At 35.4% G+C, this 19,667-nt stretch carries 19 protein-coding genes and 1 other annotated feature; of the genes, 1 reads left to right on the top strand and 18 read right to left on the bottom strand.

What is annotated here, in order from left to right:
* Nucleotides 1-308: 308 nt before the first annotated feature.
* The 3 genes from mreB to spoIIQ all read right to left on the bottom strand — a co-directional run bounded on the left by mreB (nucleotide 309) and on the right by spoIIQ (nucleotide 2,811).
* A complete protein-coding gene (gene mreB, locus CN514_RS01605; protein WP_025569003.1) occupies nucleotides 309-1,310 on the bottom strand; it encodes a rod shape-determining protein in 1,002 nt (333 codons plus the stop codon).
* A 157-nt stretch (nucleotides 1,311-1,467) separates the two neighbouring features.
* On the bottom strand, nucleotides 1,468-1,737 hold the full coding sequence (gene spoIIID / locus CN514_RS01600; protein ID WP_025569002.1) for a sporulation transcriptional regulator SpoIIID: 270 nt from the start codon (nucleotides 1,735-1,737) through the stop codon (nucleotides 1,468-1,470).
* Between the two features lie 279 nt (nucleotides 1,738-2,016).
* A complete protein-coding gene (gene spoIIQ / locus CN514_RS01595) occupies nucleotides 2,017-2,811 on the bottom strand; it encodes a stage II sporulation protein SpoIIQ (RefSeq protein ID WP_176525754.1) in 795 nt (264 codons plus the stop codon).
* A gap of 334 nt (nucleotides 2,812-3,145) precedes the next feature.
* Nucleotides 3,146-3,441 (top strand) — a binding site (T-box leader).
* Nucleotides 3,442-3,493: 52 nt separating this feature from the next.
* Here spoIIQ and CN514_RS01585 point away from each other — a divergent pair.
* Nucleotides 3,494-5,113 (top strand): peptide ABC transporter substrate-binding protein, encoded by a 1,620-nt coding sequence (locus CN514_RS01585; RefSeq protein WP_098231081.1) that lies wholly within the window; start codon nucleotides 3,494-3,496, stop codon nucleotides 5,111-5,113.
* A 269-nt stretch (nucleotides 5,114-5,382) separates the two neighbouring features.
* On the opposite strand, the gene spoIID is transcribed toward CN514_RS01585, so the two are convergent.
* The 15 genes from spoIID to CN514_RS01510 all read right to left on the bottom strand — a co-directional run bounded on the left by spoIID (nucleotide 5,383) and on the right by CN514_RS01510 (nucleotide 19,540).
* A complete protein-coding gene (gene spoIID, locus CN514_RS01580; protein WP_098231080.1) occupies nucleotides 5,383-6,396 on the bottom strand; it encodes a stage II sporulation protein D in 1,014 nt (337 codons plus the stop codon).
* 279 nt (nucleotides 6,397-6,675) lie between these two features.
* Nucleotides 6,676-7,980 (bottom strand): UDP-N-acetylglucosamine 1-carboxyvinyltransferase, encoded by a 1,305-nt coding sequence (murA, locus tag CN514_RS01575; RefSeq protein WP_098231079.1) that lies wholly within the window; start codon nucleotides 7,978-7,980, stop codon nucleotides 6,676-6,678.
* Between the two features lie 32 nt (nucleotides 7,981-8,012).
* The gene (locus CN514_RS01570) at nucleotides 8,013-8,732 is read right to left on the bottom strand and encodes a YwmB family TATA-box binding protein (RefSeq protein WP_098231078.1); all 720 of its coding nucleotides are present in this window, start codon (nucleotides 8,730-8,732) and stop codon (nucleotides 8,013-8,015) included.
* Nucleotides 8,733-8,812: 80 nt separating this feature from the next.
* Nucleotides 8,813-9,049, bottom strand: coding sequence for a DUF1146 family protein (locus CN514_RS01565; protein WP_098231077.1), 237 nt, complete (start codon nucleotides 9,047-9,049; stop codon nucleotides 8,813-8,815).
* 160 nt (nucleotides 9,050-9,209) lie between these two features.
* The gene (nuoN, locus tag CN514_RS01560) at nucleotides 9,210-10,706 is read right to left on the bottom strand and encodes an NADH-quinone oxidoreductase subunit NuoN (RefSeq protein WP_098231076.1); all 1,497 of its coding nucleotides are present in this window, start codon (nucleotides 10,704-10,706) and stop codon (nucleotides 9,210-9,212) included.
* A 3-nt stretch (nucleotides 10,707-10,709) separates the two neighbouring features.
* On the bottom strand, nucleotides 10,710-12,218 hold the full coding sequence (locus tag CN514_RS01555) for a complex I subunit 4 family protein (protein WP_098231075.1): 1,509 nt from the start codon (nucleotides 12,216-12,218) through the stop codon (nucleotides 10,710-10,712).
* A complete protein-coding gene (nuoL, locus tag CN514_RS01550; RefSeq protein ID WP_098231074.1) occupies nucleotides 12,215-14,071 on the bottom strand; it encodes an NADH-quinone oxidoreductase subunit L in 1,857 nt (618 codons plus the stop codon). The genes CN514_RS01555 and nuoL overlap by 4 nt, the downstream gene beginning before the upstream one ends.
* Before the next feature lie 17 nt (nucleotides 14,072-14,088).
* A complete protein-coding gene (gene nuoK / locus CN514_RS01545) occupies nucleotides 14,089-14,403 on the bottom strand; it encodes an NADH-quinone oxidoreductase subunit NuoK (protein ID WP_098231073.1) in 315 nt (104 codons plus the stop codon).
* Nucleotides 14,400-14,918 carry an NADH-quinone oxidoreductase subunit J gene (locus CN514_RS01540; protein WP_098231072.1) on the bottom strand — a complete coding sequence of 173 codons (519 nt, stop codon included), beginning with the start codon at nucleotides 14,916-14,918 and terminating at the stop codon, nucleotides 14,400-14,402. Before CN514_RS01540 ends, nuoK begins: the two co-directional genes overlap by 4 nt.
* Nucleotides 14,915-15,334 carry an NADH-quinone oxidoreductase subunit NuoI gene (nuoI, locus tag CN514_RS01535; RefSeq protein WP_025568978.1) on the bottom strand — a complete coding sequence of 140 codons (420 nt, stop codon included), beginning with the start codon at nucleotides 15,332-15,334 and terminating at the stop codon, nucleotides 14,915-14,917. The genes CN514_RS01540 and nuoI overlap by 4 nt, the downstream gene beginning before the upstream one ends.
* A 31-nt stretch (nucleotides 15,335-15,365) precedes the next feature.
* Entirely contained in the window at nucleotides 15,366-16,367 is a 1,002-nt protein-coding gene (gene nuoH / locus CN514_RS01530; protein WP_097974912.1) for an NADH-quinone oxidoreductase subunit NuoH, read from the bottom strand.
* Complete coding sequence (locus CN514_RS01525; protein WP_098231071.1) at nucleotides 16,367-17,467, bottom strand: NADH-quinone oxidoreductase subunit D; 1,101 nt, start codon at nucleotides 17,465-17,467, stop codon at nucleotides 16,367-16,369. Before CN514_RS01525 ends, nuoH begins: the two co-directional genes overlap by 1 nt.
* An 8-nt stretch (nucleotides 17,468-17,475) precedes the next feature.
* Complete coding sequence (locus tag CN514_RS01520) at nucleotides 17,476-18,666, bottom strand: NADH-quinone oxidoreductase subunit C (RefSeq protein WP_098231070.1); 1,191 nt, start codon at nucleotides 18,664-18,666, stop codon at nucleotides 17,476-17,478.
* Nucleotides 18,663-19,181: a NuoB/complex I 20 kDa subunit family protein gene (locus CN514_RS01515; RefSeq protein WP_056469321.1), complete on the bottom strand. Its 519-nt coding sequence runs from the start codon at nucleotides 19,179-19,181 to the stop codon at nucleotides 18,663-18,665. Before CN514_RS01515 ends, CN514_RS01520 begins: the two co-directional genes overlap by 4 nt.
* The gene (locus CN514_RS01510; RefSeq protein ID WP_098231069.1) at nucleotides 19,172-19,540 is read right to left on the bottom strand and encodes an NADH-quinone oxidoreductase subunit A; all 369 of its coding nucleotides are present in this window, start codon (nucleotides 19,538-19,540) and stop codon (nucleotides 19,172-19,174) included. Before CN514_RS01510 ends, CN514_RS01515 begins: the two co-directional genes overlap by 10 nt.
* Between the last annotated feature and the right edge of the window lie 127 nt (nucleotides 19,541-19,667).

The following is a 19,667-nucleotide window of genomic DNA, read 5'->3' as shown; positions in this document are numbered from 1 at the left end:
TTCGATCATGTTACGCTAGTTAAAATTTTTTAAGATGTAAGTGTTTTAAGTATTAAATCATATGTACTCCTTACTTAGATAATCCACGTTTTACAATTACTTAATTTAAACTTTAAATGGAGCTTATAAACGTTGATACTTCACTTTTCTCTAATCAAACTTTAACTACCTTCTAGTTCAGCTTAACTTTACAAAACCTAAACACTTTTCTTACAAAGATAACTACTCCTAATAAATTCCAAACAAAAAAATCCCAAGCTCTATGCTTGAGATTTCAGTGTGTAATCAAGCAATATAGCTTGAGATTTTTATTTTAAGTAACGACTTGGAATTTTATCAATATTTTCTAACATAATTCCAGTACCTACTGCAACACATTGCATTGGATCTTCAGCGATGAAAACAGGTACTTTTAACTCTTCAGCAAGTAAAATATCTATTCCATGAAGTAATGCTCCGCCACCAGTAAGAATAACTCCACGATCAATTATATCAGCTGATAATTCAGGTGGTGTACGCTCTAATACTGTTTTTGCAGCTTGTACGATTAAGTAAACTGGTTCACTTAATGCTCTTTGAATTTCATCAGATTGTACAGTAATTGTACGAGGTAATCCAGTTACCATATCACGTCCACGGATATCGATTGATTCATTTCTTGCGCCAGGGAAAACAGTACCTACTTCAATTTTAATTTGCTCTGCAGTACGTTCTCCAATTAGCAGTTTGTATTCACGCTTGATATAGTTTAATATCTCCATATCAAACTTGTCCCCTGCCATTTTAATTGAAGAGGCGGTGACGATATCTCCCATCGATAAAACTGCGACATCGGTTGTCCCACCGCCAATATCAATTACCATGTTACCACTTGGTTGGAATATATCCATTCCAGCACCGATTGCAGCAACCTTTGGTTCTTCTTCAAGATAAACTTGTTTACCGCCGCTCTTTTCAGCAGCTTCACGAATTGCTTTTTGTTCAACAGATGTGATGTTTGTTGGACAACAAATCAAAATACGCGGCTTTGACATGAATCCCTTTACATCTAATTTATTTATAAAATGACGTAGCATTGCCTCAGTAATATCAAAGTCAGCAATTACACCATCTTTAAGTGGACGAATTGCTACGATATTACCAGGTGTACGACCTACCATGCGGCTTGCTTCTTCCCCTACTGCTAATACTTTACCGCTACTACGCTCTATTGCAACTACAGAAGGTTCGTTTAATACGATTCCCTTACCTTTAACATGTATTAAGACATTGGCTGTACCAAGATCTATTCCGATATCCTTAGAAAACATTCCTTTTGGCTCCTCCTTATTCACTATACTCATGAGCAGTTCCCCGAATACGTTCCATACCAAAATATAATTTTACCATAAAGAACTACTTTTAGTAATTAATATTTGTGAACAGGAGGTTAAATATTTCTAATTTTGTTTTCAAGGCTCAGAAACCCTATTTAGTTACTTTCTCAACGTCTTCTTTTTGATACTTTTGCTTTGTAGCCTCTCCACCGCGTAAGTGACGAATTGATTTGTGATAATCCAAAATTTCTTTTACTTCATTTGCCAAATCTGGATTGATTTCCGGTAGGCGTTCTGTTAAATCTTTGTGTACTGTACTTTTTGACACTCCAAACTCTTTAGCTATTACACGAACTGTTTTCTTCGTCTCCACGATATATTTCCCAATCTTGATCGTTCTCTCTTTGATGTAATCGTGCACACTACTCTCCTCCTCTAAATGGATGTGAGAAGCGTGAAATGAGACTCGTTTTGACTGACTAAGCTGCTCTTTTTCCTGCTCTGACTGACCTGCTGAGGTACATTTATTTTGACTAGGTAGAAAATCCACGATTCCTCACCTCAAACACCTCTTTGATGGGTTTATAACATTGTATTAGCAAAGGTGTCTAACTATGCACAATTATCAGAAAAAAACAAGTGCCCAACACATATGGGGTATGATTCCCACGTGTTAGGCACTTTGTGAATTGCTTAATTATTATTGTTGAATTTTATTTCCATCTGAATCAGTATTAGAAGAACCTTCTTTATTGTCATCTGATACATTACCAGAAGTATTCATTGTATTTGATTCTTTTGTTTCGCTTTTTGTATTTTCAGAACTAATAATTGATGAAACATCTTGTCCTTGGTATTTCTCTGGATTAATTGCTACACCATCTTTACGTAATTCATAATGAACATGAATGCCATTTTCTTTGCCAATTAAAGCTGTTCCAGCTGTTCCAAGAACTTGTCCTTGTGAAACTTTTGTTCCTGGCTCAACACTTACAGATTTTAAGCTTTGGTAATATGAAACTAATCCGTTACCACTTTCAACTACAACTACATAACCTAGCTCAGCATCTTTTTGAGCTTTTGTAACAGTACCACTAAGAGCTGCTGTCACATCAAATTCTTTTCCACTTTTATCAACTAAATCCATACCAGTGTTGATCGTGAAAGTATTATTATCCATTTGGATTAATGATGCTTGTTGCTCATCTTTTGAAGCAGAGTCATCATAATAATGACTTTTAACTTGCACTGTTGCATCCTTTGAAACTGGATAAGTTAATTTTTCTTCTGGCTGTGAAGCTGGAATTGCTTCTGGCTCTCTCGTATCAACTGTAGTTTCAGTTTTTGTTGGAGTTGGAGCATTACTATATTGATACCATAACGCACCTGTCAAAATTACTGCCGCACTCACTAAATAAATTGCTGGTACTACCCAACGCTTTCTTAACATTTTAATAACCCTTTGAGAAGTTTTTTTGTTTTGTTCCTCTCTCATCCTTATCACCTCTGCAATCATTGTCAACAGATTTCTGGAATTATATACGCAATTTAGAAATTTTTAGTTCGACAAAATTCTTATTTTTCCACACAATTTCAAACTAATTCACATTAATCCACAAAAAACTAGAAAAATATTAACAAATGAAAGCGATTTATCCACAATTCCACAAAGTTTATACACAATATTTGTGGATAAGTTAATAAACCTCATTATGAAGTTAATAAAATTTTTTTCTTGCATTTTTCTTTTTTACAAAATATAATCACCTTACAAGCTTGTACGATGTATTAAAAACTTAAACTTAAAAAATTATTTCAGTCATTATATATTTTTTGCGATGATGAAGAAGAGTAGATTATATGAAAGTTTCAGAGAGCTGACGGTTGGTGCAAGTCAGTACGGACATATTTTTGAATGGGCTTCTGAGCACCCAAACCGAACCATTTATTTATGCAGTAGGCTTTGGCGGACGTCTCACCGATAAAAGAGACAGGTATTCAAACTCATGTTTCGATACTGCTTTTTGTCACAAGGTAGTTCAATTCATTTGTTTTGATACTGCAAAGTGAGTCTAAACGTTTTTAGACTAATTAAGGTGGCACCACGGGAGTCCTCGTCCTTTCTATAAGGCGGGGACTCTTTTTTTGTACCCAAAAATAAGGAGAGAAAAAATAAAATGATATTTACTAAGAAAACCTTCATATTAATTACTTTATTATTCACATTGGCACTAGCAGGTTGTGGACAACAATCAAATCAGGTAGCTTCAAAGTCAAATGATCAAACGCTACATTTAATGGATACTTCAGATATTGTAAGTCTTGATAGCTCACTAGCTTTAGATGGACCATCATTAAACGCACTTAATAGTGTAATGGAAGGTCTTTACATGCCAAATGAAAAAGGAGAATACGTTCCCGCTGCTGCTTTGTCACATAAAGTTAGTACGGATGGTAAAGTTTATACATTTACTTTAAGAGATGCTAACTATTCAAATGGAGATCCAGTAACAGCAAAAGATTTTGTTTTTGCAATGAAACGAGCAGTTGATCCAAATACTAAAGCTCAGTTTGCATACGATTTATATGATATTGAAAATGCAAAAGAAATTAACCAAGGAAAGTTATCTGTGGATAAACTCGGGGTAACTGCACTAGACGATAAAACATTACAAATTAAACTTGCACGCCCTATTCCATATTTCATTCAACTGACTAGTTTACCGATGTTCTTCCCGTTAAATGAAAAATTCGTTAAGGAGCAAGGTAGCAAATATGGTTTAGAAGCAAATACAACTTTATATAATGGTCCTTACGTTGTAAGTAAATGGGATCATGAAGCTGGATTCACAATGACAAAAAATCCACAATACTATGATAAAAAGAATGTCCATGTAAATAAAATTGACGTTAAAATCATGAAAGAAACAACAACTGCAGTTAATCTCTATGAAACGGGTGAACTTGACCAAGCTATTATTGATTCTAATGTTATCGATCGTTATAAAGGGAATAAAGAATTAAATAGACTAGCCATGCCGATAATCTCTTACATCAGCTTTAATCAAAAAAAACCATTTTTAGCAAATGTAAAAGTGCGTAAGGCAATCGCAAATGGCTTTAATAAAGAGGACATTAGTACAACGCTATTAAACGATGGATCTATTCCTACTGATCGAATTATTCCTAAAGGTTTAGTAAAAAACTCGAAAGGTGTGGACTTTGTTAGCTCAACATCTCACCCTTCTGCAGTAAGTTTAGAGGGGGCTAAATCACTTTTTAAAGAAGCATTATCTGAAAGTGGTAAGTCAAAAGCTACAATTTCATTACTAGTAAGTGATAACAATACATCGCGTAAAATCGGTGAATATTTAAAATCACAATTAGAAACAAATTTAAAAGGTCTAACAGTTAATATTGTCGTACAACCTGCACAACAAAAATTCGAATTGCGTCAGCAAGGAAACTATGATCTGTCTCTAGATACATGGGGTGCAGACTATCCAGATCCAACAACTTATTTAGAGCTATTTACATCTAAATCGGCTTTAAATGTATTAAATTATAAAAACGCTCAATATGACGAATTTGTTCAAAAAGCAAATACAATCAGCTTACAAAACGAAACAGAACGTACTCAGCTCCTTCATAATGCTGAAGACCTTTTACTAGATGATGCTGCGATTGCTCCAGTTTACCAAGCTGGCTATGTATACTTGCAAAAATCAAACGTAAAAAACATAAAGGTACGTCCATTTGTTGGATATTTTTATTATAAATATGCTCAAAAGCAGTAAGGGCTAAGAAAAGAAGTGAATTGTAGTGTTATCGTAAGAGACTGAAATTGATTCTGCATGCTACAAATAACACTGGTATTTCTGCAATTAAACTTCTTAATTTCCAAAAGTAAATACTAAATCAAAAAACACTCTAAATGGACGAATCTTAGTTCGATTTAGAGTGTTTTTTAAATTTATTTTCTTCTTTTCATGAAAAACGTCTTAGCGATTACACGAAAAAACAGACCTTTTGAGGTTTGTCTTTCGTCTTTCCTAATGAAACTTTCTTAAAGCTTCTCTAATACATCATAATCTTTCTTACCAAGCTTCTTTATGTTGATACCCTTATAATAATACTTAACAATCTCATCGTATGTTTTTCCTTGCTTAGCAAGCTCATTTGCTCCGTATTGACTCATACCTACTCCATGGCCAAAACCTTTTGTTGTAATGATGATTTCATTTCCTGAACGCTCCCATGAAAAATCTGTTGAACGTAGGTTTAGTTTTTCTCTAATTTCTTTACCTGTGAGAGTTTTTTTACCAAACGCCACTTGTTCTACACGTTTACCTTGTGTTCTCAACGTGACTTTCCCTATGTCTGACTTATTAATTTTTACATTAAGTTTCTTTTCGAAATCACTTATTGTAAATGATTTTTTTGATATATAGTTTGGAGCAACGGAATCCCAAGGACTCGGTACGCTTTTCAAATATGGTACACTATTTTTCCAATATTCTTCGGAGTTTTCTGTGTATCCATTGCTTGTAGAGAAGAATGAAGCAGTTATAGGTTGTCCATTGTAAGTTAAGATTTGTCCTTCAGTGGCTTTTACTGCTTTTTCAATTTTAGCTATATTTTTATCGTATTCAGTACCATATCTTTTCTTCAGGTCGTCGCGATCCTGAAAGACTTGAAAATTAACTGAATCATCAACAATTCCACCTTCATCAAGTGCTTTTCTTTCTTTCAATCGTTTGATGATAAATGTTCTTGCACTTAAACTTTGTGCTTTTAATGCTTCTGGTTCAAATTTTGCTGGCATTTCTGATGCTACTACTCCTAATACGTATTCCTCAATTGGTAGTTTTTCAACTTTTTGTGTTTTTGTTCTAAAAACTTCAATACTTAGATTGTCATTTTTGTTCGCTGCTGCGACTTGGTTTGCTTTTTTCTGTAGCTGATCAACCAATCTACCATCTGTATGGCTACGAAATGGTAGAACAAGCAATGTAGGGATAATAATAACGACTGAGCAAGTAGTTAATCCTGCAGTGATTAATGTTTTAAATGACTTCATATTTTCCTCCTATCCATTTCAAAACAACTTTAAATGACAATTTTCAACTAATTGCCTTTCTAAAGATAATTTATGTATATGGACAAGCATTTAGAACAAATAATAGATTGATTTCAAATTAGATTCTTTTAACAAATTTTATTATTTTTTTATTATTTTTAGAATATTTTATAAGGTTTCTGTCTATAACTGATAGTAGAAAGTTGCATGAAAATGCAAAAATGCCCGACTCTATTGTGGGGTAACACAAAGTGCCAGGCATTTGAATTAGTTTTTAGTTTACGCTTGTAAATCTTTAAGTGTTTCTTCCTCTACAGCTGTGCTTGGTTCGTTTACACGTTCAATGTCCGCTCCAAGTGCAGCAAGCTTTTCATGGAAATTTACATAACCACGATCTAAATGTTTTAATTCAGTAACACGAGTATATCCATCAACAACAAGACCAGCAAGGATAAGTGATGCAGCAGCACGTAAATCCGTAGCAGCTACTTCTGCTCCTTGAAGATCATTTGGTCCATGAATAATAGTTGATCGACCTTCAATTTTAATATTTGCATTCATGCGACGGAATTCTTCCACGTGCATAAAACGATTTTCGAATACTGTTTCAGTAATCATGCCTGTTCCATTAGCTTTTAATAGAAGTGCCATCATTTGTGATTGCATATCTGTTGGGAAGCCTGGATGAGGCATTGTTTTGATGTCTACAGGTTTTAAATTGTCTGTACCAATTACACGAAGTCCTTCTTCCTCTTCGATAATTGTTACTCCCATTTCACGCATTTTCGCTACTACTGAGCTTAAATGCTCCGGAACTGCATTTTCAATTAATACGTTTCCATTCGTAATTGCTGCTGCTACCATAAATGTTCCAGCTTCAATACGGTCTGGAATAATGTGATGAGTTGTACCAAATAATGTTGGTACACCTTCAATTCGAATAGTGCCTGTTCCAGCACCACGAACTTTACCGCCCATTGCATTAATGAAGTTTGCTAAGTCAACAATTTCAGGTTCTTTTGCAGCATTTTCAAGAATTGTTGTTCCTTCAGCAAGTGATGCTGCAGACATAATATTTTCTGTTGCACCTACGCTTGGGAAATCTAAATAGATTTTTGCCCCTTTTAAACGACCGTTTGATTTTGCTTCTACAAAACCATTACCAACCGTAATTTGAGCCCCCATTGCTTCAAATCCTTTTAAGTGCTGTTCAATTGGTCTAGATCCAATCGCACATCCACCTGGTAACGCTACACGTGCATGACCATTTCTTGCTAAAAGAGGTCCCATTACAAGAATAGATGCTCGCATTTTACGAACATATTCAAATGGTGCTTCAACATGTAAATCCTTTGAAGCATCGACTGTTACTGTATTATTTTTGAACCCAACCTCTGTATTTAAATTACGAAGAACTTCGTTAATCGTGTAAACATCAGATAGAGTTGGTACGTCATGAATTATATTTTTTCCTTCACTAGCTAGTAGCGCTGCAGCAAGAACTGGTAAGACAGCATTTTTTGCACCTTCTACACGAACTGTGCCTTGAAGCTGTTTCCCGCCACGGACAATGATTTTATCCAAACTTTTCCCCTCCGTGTCCTAAAATAGATCTATCAATATTCTACTGTTATAATCGGTGTGCCAATAATAATTGTCGTTGATTTATCAACATTGTTTTCGCGTATTGCAATTTGTAAATTAATTTTTTTGCCATTTGCAACCAGAGCGTCATTCCACTGTTCAGTATATGCTGAAACAGAGACGAATGCCCCTTCTTTTATTTCTTCAATTTTTGTTGCTTTAAAAGTCCCCAAAAAATCATTTTTTATACCCTGCAAAACACCTTCAAGTTTACCACCCATTGTCCCCTTTATACAAGTAAAAAAAGTAGGTTCTTTACTAAAAATATTTTCCAATGAGTTCTTTATAAGTTTATTCGTTTCTTTTTCAGCACGCTGGTCCCATTTAGTCCCACTAAGTTCATAAATTACATAGCTGCTGTTATTCCCAGTAGATGTAACAACGATTCTTTCTGTGACCAAATTATGGTTAAACGTACCAATTATTTTATTACCATTGTCAGCTTTCGTCCACTTAAAATTTTTAAAATCCTCTTTATATTTACTGATTATTTTAGACACCGAAGTATTCATTTTAGCTTCTCTTGCGTATAAATTCCAACTTGTAACCGAAATGTCTTTTTTATTTAATACGTCTGCAAAACGATTCAATTGGCCTACACCTGTGTCAGCCATACCGATTTTACCCCAATTAAAAAATAGTGCAGAAGCAAAAGTAATAGTAATTAAAAATAAGTACATAGTCTTTTTCATAAATAATCCCCTCTCTTACTTCCATTTTTCACAGGTAGAGAGGGGTTTATACGATGCATCGTAACATACTTTTTGACAAATTATTTCAATAAATATGTAATGTTTCTTGTATATTGAAGATAGTCTAAGAAAAAACTACTTACAGCAGAAGAAATTGTGATCGTTAATAGCACCATAAAAAGTCGAATTTGGGCGACATGGCCTTTTTTCATAACACTCTCCCACTTAATTGCTGTTAAAGCCCACCAAGTTAAAATAATGAAAAATAAATGGACAATTATTGCTAATAACGCTTCTGTCCCAACTAAAGCTTCCATTTTTCACGTCCTCTTTTCGCTTGATTTTTATAGAAAAAACTTTCGTTTGCCTTGTGTTCTTAGTGCCAGCAACTTCTGCCAGTCTGAAGACCTAATTTTATACTTTCTCTACAAATTAAAAAGTGTAGGAATCAACCTACACTTTTAATTTAAATATATTTTACGCCATAAAGAAGTCTTTCACAATGTCTAGCTTATGAAATACATCTAATGCTAAAGATGGTTTAATACCCAATACAATTGTTAAAATAGCACAAACCAATACAACGAATAGATGTGTCTTAGGAAGTACAACTTTACGCTCCTCACCACTTCTAAAGAAAATATTTTGAAGGATGCCGAAATAGTAAAAATAAGATACTACTGTAGTTAACAGTAGAATTCCACCTAATACATAATATCCTTTAACTTGCACGAAAGCCCCTAAGAAAATATTTAACTTTCCTATAAACCCTGCAGTTAATGGAATACCTGCTAGCGATAACACAAATATTGTCATTGTAATCGCTAAAAATGGATTTGTTTTAATTAGCCCTGCAAATGATGATAATGAGTCAGATCCCCTTTGTTGCTGTACATTGTAGACAATTGTTAAAATACCGATTGTCATGAATGTATAAGCTAATAAATAGAACCAGATTCCCTCAAACATGAATGGTGAAATACTTACAAATGCAACTAAAACATATCCTCCGTGTGCGATACCCGAATATGCAAGTATACGCTTTAGACTGTTTTGTTTTAAAGCAATTGTATTACCAATAATCATCGATAATGCGGCCAATGTGGCAATAACTGGTTGCATTACTTCAAATACAGATTTTTGTTCCTTCATCAATAATGCACCCGTGAAAATTGCTAAGAAGATGCGAAGTACGATAATAAACCCACCTGTTTTTGAAACTGTTGCTAAGAATGCTGTTACAGGTGTTGGAGCACCTTCATATACATCTGGCGCCCACATATGGAACGGAACAGACGCAAGTTTAAATGATAACCCGACAAATACTAGCACAAATGCTAGGATCATTAGAAATCCATTACTGCTTGGAATTCCTTGTTGAAGTGCCAAATTCATTTCGGTAATGTTTGTTGTACCTGTTAAGCCATAAGTATAGCTTAGTCCGAATAATGTTATTGCAGTTGAAATACCACCGTTAATTACATACTTAAGTGCGGCCTCGGAAGAGCCTTCTCTTCTCTTTTGAATGCCAACTAGAATATAAGATGAAATCGAAAGTAGCTCTAATCCAACAAATAGTGTGATTAAATCACTACTTGAAGCCATATACATTGCTCCAATTAACGCTGTAATAAACAATGTGTAGTATTCTGAGCGCTCTGCAATTGATTTATCTCCAAGAGCAAGTAATAAGACTAAGATTGCCCCGATTAATAAAATAGTTTTAAAAAGAAGCCCAAATGAATCAAGTTTAAACGATCCCGCTAATAGACTTATTGGTTTATGTGAATAAAGTGTGAATAACCATACTAGTGATCCAACAACGCTTAGTAAACCAATCCAACCGACTATTTTACGACTCGCATTTTTAGGTAGTAAGAGTTCAAGAGTTAATAGAAGAAGCGCAGCAGCTACTAGAATAATCTCAGGACCCATTGTTCCCCATTGAAATTCAGATAATGCTTTCCATGTCATCTTCTATACACCTCTAATCCCTTGAATGATAAAATCCACTGATGACACAATCATATCATTTACGAAAGCTGGGTATACACCGAGCAGGACAATCGCAAATACTAAAATAACTGAAGCGATTGCTTCGCGTTTTGACAAATCTGTGAATGATGAAATAAATTCACTAGTTTTACCGAAACTTAATTGTAAAATTGCTCTTAAAATATAAGCTGCAGTTAAGATGATTCCTAACGTACCTACAGTTGCAATTGCTTTATGAGATTGGAAAAGGCCGACAAATGATAGCCATTCTCCTACGAACCCTGATAGACCGGGTAAACCTAACGATGCCATACCGCCAAAAAGTAATAAGCCGGCAAGTCTTGGAGCTGTTTTTGAAAGACCAGAAATACGGTCAAAACTAGTAGTATCACCTCGGTTTTCTAACATGCCAACTATTAAAAATAGAAGTGCTGCAATTAAACCGTGAGATACTGATTGTAAAATTGCTCCTTGAATTCCAGCGCTATTCATTGCTGCTAATCCAATAATAACAATCCCCATGTGTGAGAAACTTGAATATGCCAATACAGAACGTAATTCCTTTTGAATTAAAGCAATATAAGCTCCGTAAAGTAAATTAATTACACCAATAATCGCAAGAGCAACCGACATTTTTTCAAATTGCTCTGGGAAAACCCCTAAAGCAAAACGAATTAAACCGTAAGTTCCAATTTTTAATAGGATACCAGCGTGAATGATTACTACAGCAGGATTTGCTTGAGTATGAACATTCACCATCCATCGATGGAACGGGAATAATGGTAGTTTGATTGCAAATGCAATTAATAAACAAATTAATAGAACCATTTTTAAATGCTCTGATATTGGACTAACTGTTTGTTGTCCGGCTGGAATGATGTTTGCTAAAACTTCATAATTTGTTGTACCTGTGCGAGCAAATAGGACAGCAATTACAAATAATAAGAATGCAGATCCTAATCCGTTATAAATTAAGAATTGGTACCCAGCACGTTCACTATCAAATCGGCCCCATTTGCCAATTAAGAAGAACATTGGAACTAGCGTTAATTCAAAGAATAAGAAGAATAACACTAAGTTCTGAGCAGCAAATACACCAAACATACCTACTTGTAAAATAAATAGTAGTTGATAGAAGCCTTTTGAACCTTTATTAATAGAGTAACCTGCTATAACAGCGATTAAGGAGATAATACCAGTAAGTAAAATCATCACTAATGATAGACCGTCTACGCCAAGCTCAAACTTAACTTGAAACAATCTAGTTGATCCTGCGAAAAACTTTCCAAATGAAAACCAATCATATGAAATATTCCAATTTTTTAAACTAGAATGGTTTTGACCTGCTATATAAGCTAGTATAGTAACTGCAAATGATAAAACCGAAGTCAACAATGCCCAAAGCTTATAAGAATTCTTTGGAGCAAAAGAAACTAGTAATAATCCCAATAAAGGTGAGAAAACAACCCATAATAAGAAATGAGACATCATAAGTTGTACCCCCCTGTCACAACGATTGCTAATAAGATTAGTGCAAGACCAAGTAATGTGATAAATCCATAAGTTTGAACTTGACCACTTTGCAACCTTGAACCAATTCCACCGACACTACTTACAATTCCTTTTACTAGAACTGCAAGCCCTTCAATTACAAAACGCTCAATAGCAAACATTACATGTCCGATTGCAAACATACCTTTTACGATTGAACCGTTATATAATTCGTCAATATAATATTTATTAAGAAGAATTTCATAGAATAATCCATTTTCTTCTTGTTTCGTTTGCTTCACTTTTCTTCCGTACATATTGTAAGCAAGCGTAATACCAGCTAAAGAAACAAGCGTTGCTACGATCATAATCCAAACCGGCTCATGACTATGCTCAGCAATTGTAAATGGAGCTCCATCTAATAAAAACTCATTTAAGTGACGACCAAAGAATGGTGTATTAATATAACCTGCAAATATTGCAAGAATCCCTAGTAGTGACATTGGAAGGACCATTGACATTGGTGACTCGTGCGCACCTTTTGTCTTCTCTTCTCCAGTGAAAACTAAGAAAAATAATCGGAACATATAGAAAGAAGTAAAGAATGCCGCAATTAAAGCTACTACGAATAAAACGTAATTGCCATTTTCCCAAGTTGCAGCTAAAATCTCATCCTTACTAAAGAAACCAGATAGTAATGGTACACCTGTAATAGCTAATGTACCAATTAAGAATAGTGTAGATGTCCATTTCATTTTCTGACGTAATCCACCCATTTTAAAGATATCTTGAGTGTGTACGGCATGAATAACACTACCTGCAGCTAAGAATAACAATGCTTTAAAAAACGCATGAGTTGTTAAGTGGAAAATACTTGCTGTATAACCACCTACACCTAATGCAAGCATCATATAGCCCAATTGACTGACTGTAGAGTATGCTAATACTCGCTTAATATCTCTTTGCACAAGACCAATACTCGCTGCAAAAATCGCTGTAAATCCTCCCACAATCGCAACTACCGTTAAAGCAGTTCCACTAGCAATAAAGATTGGATAAGTCGTTGCTACTAAGTAAACACCGGCTGCTACCATTGTTGCTGCGTGAATTAATGCAGAAACAGGTGTTGGACCTTCCATCGCATCAGGAAGCCATGTATGAAGTGGAAACTGACCTGATTTACCCATTGCTCCTACGAAAATCAAGATCGCAATAAGTGTTAACATACCCGTACTCACTTGTCCACCTTGGATTACACTGAAAATTTGATCGAAATCAAAGCTCTTTGTTTTCCAAAATAAAAGTACCATCCCGATAAATAAACCAACGTCCCCTATTCTAGTCATAATGAACGCTTTTTTAGCCGCTGCTTTTGCTTCCTCTTTATAAAAGTAGAAACCAACAAGTAAAAACGAACCTAAGCCTACTAACTCCCAGAATACATAAAGTTGTAGAATGCTAGGTGAAATAACAAGTGCTAACATCGCAAATGTAAATAAGCCCAAATATGCGAAGAACACCGTAATTCGGTCATCCTCTTCCATATATGCTGTTGAATAAATATGTACTAATGTACTAACAAACGTAACGATTACTAGCATTAACGAATTTAGTGCATTTACTACATATCCAACATGAATATCGATATTTCCAATTGTTAACCAAGTGTATAGTTTCTGCACTGTATCCCCTTGTAGACGGTCAAATAAGACGAACAAGGAGATGATGAATGAGATTCCTGTTAAAGTTGCTCCTAAAATCCCACTACCTTTCTTTCCTTTTGTACCAGCTAATATTAGGATTAGAAAGGAAATTAGCGGAAGTACCGGAACAAGCCAAGCATACTGCATCATCAAATTCCACCTCCTATTTATCTTTTCAATGAATCAGCTTCATCGATATTGACTGTCTGACGATGACGATACCATGCAATTAAAATTGCCACGCCCACTGCAGCCTCAGCAGCTGCAACTGAAATCGTAAATAATGAAAAAATTTGTCCTGTTAAAGACGGTGCTACACCAAGCTTACTAAATGCCACTAAATTAATATTTGCGGCATTTAACATTAACTCAATACAAATTAACATAATTACTGTGTTTCGTTTTGTTAATGCACCATATAATCCGATACAAAATAAAATTAGCGCTAAAAGAAGATAAGCATTAATTGGAACTGAACTCATTCCTTCGTACCCTCCTCTTTTGAATCATCTGATTTTGCTAAAATAATCGCACCTACTAAAGCAATTAGTAATAATACAGACATTACTTCAAATGGCACGATATGATTTGTAAATAATTGTAATCCAATATTTTTCGTATTATTTGTTGCTAAATCAACATCTGATGCGTCGATTGAAAGTCCGTTTACACCTAAAAACATAACGACTCCAAATGCAACAATACCGATTAATGCAGCAATATTTCTCCAATTTCTTTTTGGTTTTTCACTATCAATATCATGTTTCGTTAACATGATTCCAAAAATCATTAAGATTGTTACTGCACCTGAATAAATAAGAATCTGAACAACAGCTACGAATTCAGCTGATAGAAGGACATAAATCCCTGCAATACTTATGAATGTTAAAACAAGTGAAAGCATCATATGCATAACTTTCGTTGAGTTTAACATCATTACGCCACCTAAAATGGCTGATAAAGAAAGAAGAAAGAAAGCAACTACAAAACCACTCATGCTTTATTCTCCTTTCGAATGTTTTGATCGTTTTCATCAAGCCATTGAAGGTCTTTAAACAATTCATCTCGTGAATATTCAGCAAGTTCAAAGTTATTTGTCATAATAATCGCTTCTGTTGGACAAACTTCTGTACATAAATCACATAGAATACAAATTTCGAAATTTATATCGTATGTGTCGATAATTTTTCCTTTTTTCGTAGGATCAGGATGTTTTTTTCCAGTTAATGTAATACAGTCTGTTGGACAGATTGCTGAACATTGATTACAAACAATACATTTTTCTGGATAAAACTTTTGAATTCCACGAAAACGATCTGGTAACGGAATCGGCTGATTTGGATAATCATACGTCACTTTCTCGCGCGTTAAATTTTGAAGAGTATATTTTAAACCTTTTACTAACCCAATCATGACTCACACCCCTTTAGATTGGTCTATTTGTTTAGAAGAACAAGCTTTTTACTAATGCAGTTATTAAAATATTAGCTAATGAAACTGGTAATAATACCTTCCAACCGAACTCCATTAATTGGTCAGCACGTAAACGTGGGAAAGTTACACGGAACCAAATTAATAAATATAAAATTACACTAAATTTTAAAGAGAACCAAACAGCCCCAGGAATGAAGTCTAGACCCGCAATTGGTTTCCATCCGCCTAAAAATAGAATCGTAATTAACGAACACATTGCAAAAAAGTAAACATACTCTGAAAGCATAAAAAATGCCCAACGGAATCCTGAAAACTCTGTATGATAACCTGCTACAAGTTCTGACTCAGCCTCTGGTAAGTCAAAAGGTGTACGGTTTAATTCAGCTACAGCTGCAATTAAGAAAACGATAAAAGCAATCGGCTGAGTTACTATGAACCATACATTCTCTTGAGCATTAACAATATCATTTAAATTTAAGCTTCCAGTTAATAAAATAACACCTAATACGCTCATTACTAACGGAATTTCATATGAAATCATCTGTGCTGCTGCACGCATACCACCAATAAGTGAGTATTTGTTATTTGAAGCCCAACCCGCTGTAACAACACCAACTGTTGTTAATCCTGAAACAGCAATGTAGTAAAGTAATCCTACACCTATATCAGCAAACTGTAAGTTCTCTGTGAAAGGTAGAGTTGCTAATACCATAAACGCTGGTGCAAATGCGATGATCGGTGCAAGTATAAATAATGGTTTATCTGCAGCTTTCGGAATTGTATCTTCTTTTAAAAGTAGTTTTAATACGTCAGCAACAGTTTGAAGTAAACCATAACGTCCACCAACTTGGTTAGGTCCAATACGCCCTTGCATGAAACCCATTACTTTACGTTCTGATAGGATTCCAAATGTTACGAAACCTAAAACTACAAATAGAAAAATAACGCCTAAGCCTAAATAGATGAGAAAATTTATCCAAGACGGTGTACTTTGTAGAAGATTTTCTATCATTATCCGTCTACCTCCCCAAGTACAATATCGATACCACCTAAAATAGTAATTAAGTTTGCGATGTTTTCACCTTTTAATAGCTTTGGAAGAATTTGCAGATTATAAAAAGATGGTCGTCTAAACTTCAAACGATACGGCTCTTTTTTTCCATCACTTGCAATATAGCAACCGATTTCTCCACGCGGTGACTCGATTCTAACGTAACCTTCACCTTTAGGAGCCTTGATGATTTTAGGAACTTTTGCTAAAATATCACCTTCAATAGGGAATTGTTCAACAGCTTGTTCTAAAATCTTTAATGACTCTTCAATTTCTAGCATTCTGCACATATATCGATCCCATGCATCGCCAACTGTTCCCACTGGGACATCGAAATCAAAGCGATCGTAAATAGAATATGGAGCCTCTTTTCGTAGATCATATTTAACACCTGTACAACGAAGATTTGCTCCACTTAATGAAAAATTAATTGCATCTTCTTGTGAATATGCACCAATACCTTTTACACGATTAATAAAGATTTCATTACCAGAAACTAAATCATGATATCCTTTTAATTGCTCTCTCATATAAGGAATAAATTCTTTTACTTTTTCAATCCAACCTTCAGGAGCATCCCACTTAACCCCACCAACACGCATATAGTTAAAAGTCAATCTCGCTCCACAAAGTTCGTTTAATAAATTGATAATCATTTCACGCTCACGAAAAGCATAAAGGAATGGACTCACTGCCCCAATATCTAGAAGGTTTGTACCCCACCATACTAAGTGACTAGCAACGCGCCCTAATTCCATTGAAATAACGCGTAAATACTCTGCGCGATCTGGAACAATAATATCCATCATTGTTTCAACAGCATGGCAGATAACATAGTTATTTGTCATTGCTGATAGATAATCCATACGGTCTGTATATGGAATAATCTGTGTATATTGAAGATTTTCAGCGATTTTCTCTGTACCACGGTGTAGATAACCGATGACAGGTGTCGCCTCTTTAATGATCTCTCCATCAATCTTTAACACAAGACGAAATACACCGTGTGTACTTGGATGCTGAGGTCCGACATTTAATAGCATTTCTTCCGTACGAATCATGGCTTATCCTACACCCCCTCATCAAATTGAACGTAATCTTTTCTTAGTGGATAGCCAACCCAATTATCTGGCAGTAAGATACGCTCCAATTTTGGATGACCCTCAAACTGAATACCAAGTAAGTCGTAAGTCTCACGCTCTGGCCAGTTTGCACCTTCCCATATTGGAGTAATACTATCAACAATAGGTTGCTCACGGTCTGCTCTTACTTTTAAAGCGATTCCATGTTTACGTTTATATGAATATATGTAAGAGTAGACTTCCATGTACTCAACAAAATCAGTTCCATGTAATCCAGATAAATAAGTAAATTGTAGCTGTTCATTATTCTTTAAGAACTGTGCTACTTTAAAATAAGCATCCCTTTTAATTGTAAAAGTTGGATCATGTTTAGAAAGCGTATTAATAGTTGCTTCCTCAATAACATCCGCTCCAAACTCTTTTTCAATTAAAGCCTTTACTTCATCTAACAATGGTTGATTATGAGAAGGTTTCACTTCTTCAACTGGAGCCTCTTTACCAGCATCTGTTTTACCTTTCGCTTTCGCCGCTGCTGCTGCTTTTGCCTTCGCAACTGCAATTGCTTTCGCTTTTGCTTTTGCCGCTTCATCGTCTGAACCAGCAGTTGCTGTGTCTTCTCCACCCGCTGCTTTTTGTTTTGCCAGTGCCGCTGCCTTTGCTTTTGCTGCTGCTACTGCTTTTGCCTTCGCTGCTGCAATTGCTTTCGCTTTTTCATCATCTGCACCATCTGGAGCTTCTCCAACTTCTGCTGCTTTTTGCTTCGCTAATGCCGCTGCCTTTGCTTTTGCTGCCGCTACTGCTTTTGCCTTCGCCGCTGCTAAAGCCTTTGCCTTATCATCATCAGAAGTCGCCTCTGACACTTCTGCTTGAGCCTGTTCACTTGATTCTGCTGCTTTTTGTTTCGCGATTGCTGCCGCCTTTGCCTTCGCCGCTGCTACTGCTTTTGCTTTCGCTAGTGCAAGTGCTTTCGCTTTTTCATCTTCTGAAGCTGGTTCCTCTTGTTTAACTTCATTTTCAACAGTAGGTTCCTCAACTACAGGAACATCTTCTATTTGAACTTCAGTATTTTTTGCAGCTTCCTTTTCTGCCTTCAACTGTTCCATTTTACGTCGAGCCGCTTCTTTAGCCCTCTCAGCTGCTTCTTTCTTTAACTGTTCTTTCGACTTATCTTCACTCACTTATTCGTCACCTGCTTTCCAGTTTTAGCTTCGTAACGAATCTTTTCTTTCAATTTGTTAATACCATAAATTAATGCTGCTGGATTCGGAGGGCATCCAGGGATATACACATCCACAGGAACAATTTGGTCCACTCCTTTAACAACTGCATACGAGTTAACATATGGTCCACCAGCAGTCGCACATGAGCCCATTGCAATTACCCATTTTGGTTCAGGCATTTGATCGTATAGGCGTTTAACGATTGGCGCCATCTTTTTCGTAACAGTTCCAGAAACAATCATACAGTCAGATTGACGAGGAGAAGTACGGAAAAATGATCCAAATCGGTCTAAGTCATAATGAGATGATCCTACACCCATCATTTCGATTGCACAACAAGCTAACCCGAATGTTAATGGCCATAACGAGTTACTTCTTGCCCATGCCTTCACTTCTTCCAAAGTCGTGAAAAAAATATTCTTTTGGAGTTCTTCCATTTCAGCAACAGAAATTCCATCTAACTTCATAACCATTTCAACACCTTCTTCTTCCAAGCATAAATAAGTCCAAGTAGTAGCATAAGAATAAAAATAATCATCTCTACAAATGCAAAAAGCCCTAATTGATCATATGCAACCGCCCACGGATATAAGAAAACAGTTTCAACATCAAAGATAACGAATAATAGTGCAAAAATGTAATATCCAGCATGGAAACGAACCTTCGCATCTTGAAATGGTTCAATACCACTTTCATAGGTCGTTGCTTTTGCTTCAGTTGGTACATTCGGTCTTAAAATTTTACCTATTACCGAGAGTGCCACAACTGGAAGCGCAATTCCTATAACTAGAAACACAACTACGATCACATAATTATTTAAATAAGCATTCACGAAACTTGTCCCTCCTCTAACTACAGAGCTCTACATTATATACTTATTATCAATATAATGTATTTTTCATTAATTTTTACTATTCAGTTTTGTAATCGTATTCATTATAACAAATGTGACAAAAACG

Source organism: Bacillus sp. AFS001701 (genome assembly GCF_002559405.1).
GTDB lineage: Bacteria > Bacillota > Bacilli > Bacillales > Bacillaceae_G > Gottfriedia.
Note: the sequence above shows the minus strand (reverse complement) of the source record. Positions and strands in the feature narration are given on the sequence as shown.

Coding starts and splice junctions, on each gene's coding strand:
- CN514_RS01565 (WP_098231077.1), bottom strand. CDS start 9,049: ATGGAAGCTTTAGTTGGGACAGAAGCGTTATTAGCAATAATTGTCCAT.
- nuoH (WP_097974912.1), bottom strand. CDS start 16,367: ATGATAGAAAATCTTCTACAAAGTACACCGTCTTGGATAAATTTTCTC.
- mreB (WP_025569003.1), bottom strand. CDS start 1,310: ATGTTTTCTAAGGATATCGGAATAGATCTTGGTACAGCCAATGTCTTA.
- spoIIQ (WP_176525754.1), bottom strand. CDS start 2,811: ATGAGAGAGGAACAAAACAAAAAAACTTCTCAAAGGGTTATTAAAATG.
- CN514_RS01525 (WP_098231071.1), bottom strand. CDS start 17,467: ATGATTCGTACGGAAGAAATGCTATTAAATGTCGGACCTCAGCATCCA.
- CN514_RS01515 (WP_056469321.1), bottom strand. CDS start 19,181: ATGGTTATGAAGTTAGATGGAATTTCTGTTGCTGAAATGGAAGAACTC.
- nuoL (WP_098231074.1), bottom strand. CDS start 14,071: ATGATGCAGTATGCTTGGCTTGTTCCGGTACTTCCGCTAATTTCCTTT.
- spoIID (WP_098231080.1), bottom strand. CDS start 6,396: ATGAAGTCATTTAAAACATTAATCACTGCAGGATTAACTACTTGCTCA.
- CN514_RS01540 (WP_098231072.1), bottom strand. CDS start 14,918: ATGAGTGGTTTTGTAGTTGCTTTCTTTCTTCTTTCTTTATCAGCCATT.
- CN514_RS01555 (WP_098231075.1), bottom strand. CDS start 12,218: ATGATGTCTCATTTCTTATTATGGGTTGTTTTCTCACCTTTATTGGGA.
- CN514_RS01585 (WP_098231081.1), top strand. CDS start 3,494: ATGATATTTACTAAGAAAACCTTCATATTAATTACTTTATTATTCACA.
- nuoK (WP_098231073.1), bottom strand. CDS start 14,403: ATGAGTTCAGTTCCAATTAATGCTTATCTTCTTTTAGCGCTAATTTTA.
- nuoN (WP_098231076.1), bottom strand. CDS start 10,706: ATGACATGGAAAGCATTATCTGAATTTCAATGGGGAACAATGGGTCCT.
- CN514_RS01570 (WP_098231078.1), bottom strand. CDS start 8,732: ATGAAAAAGACTATGTACTTATTTTTAATTACTATTACTTTTGCTTCT.
- nuoI (WP_025568978.1), bottom strand. CDS start 15,334: ATGATTGGGTTAGTAAAAGGTTTAAAATATACTCTTCAAAATTTAACG.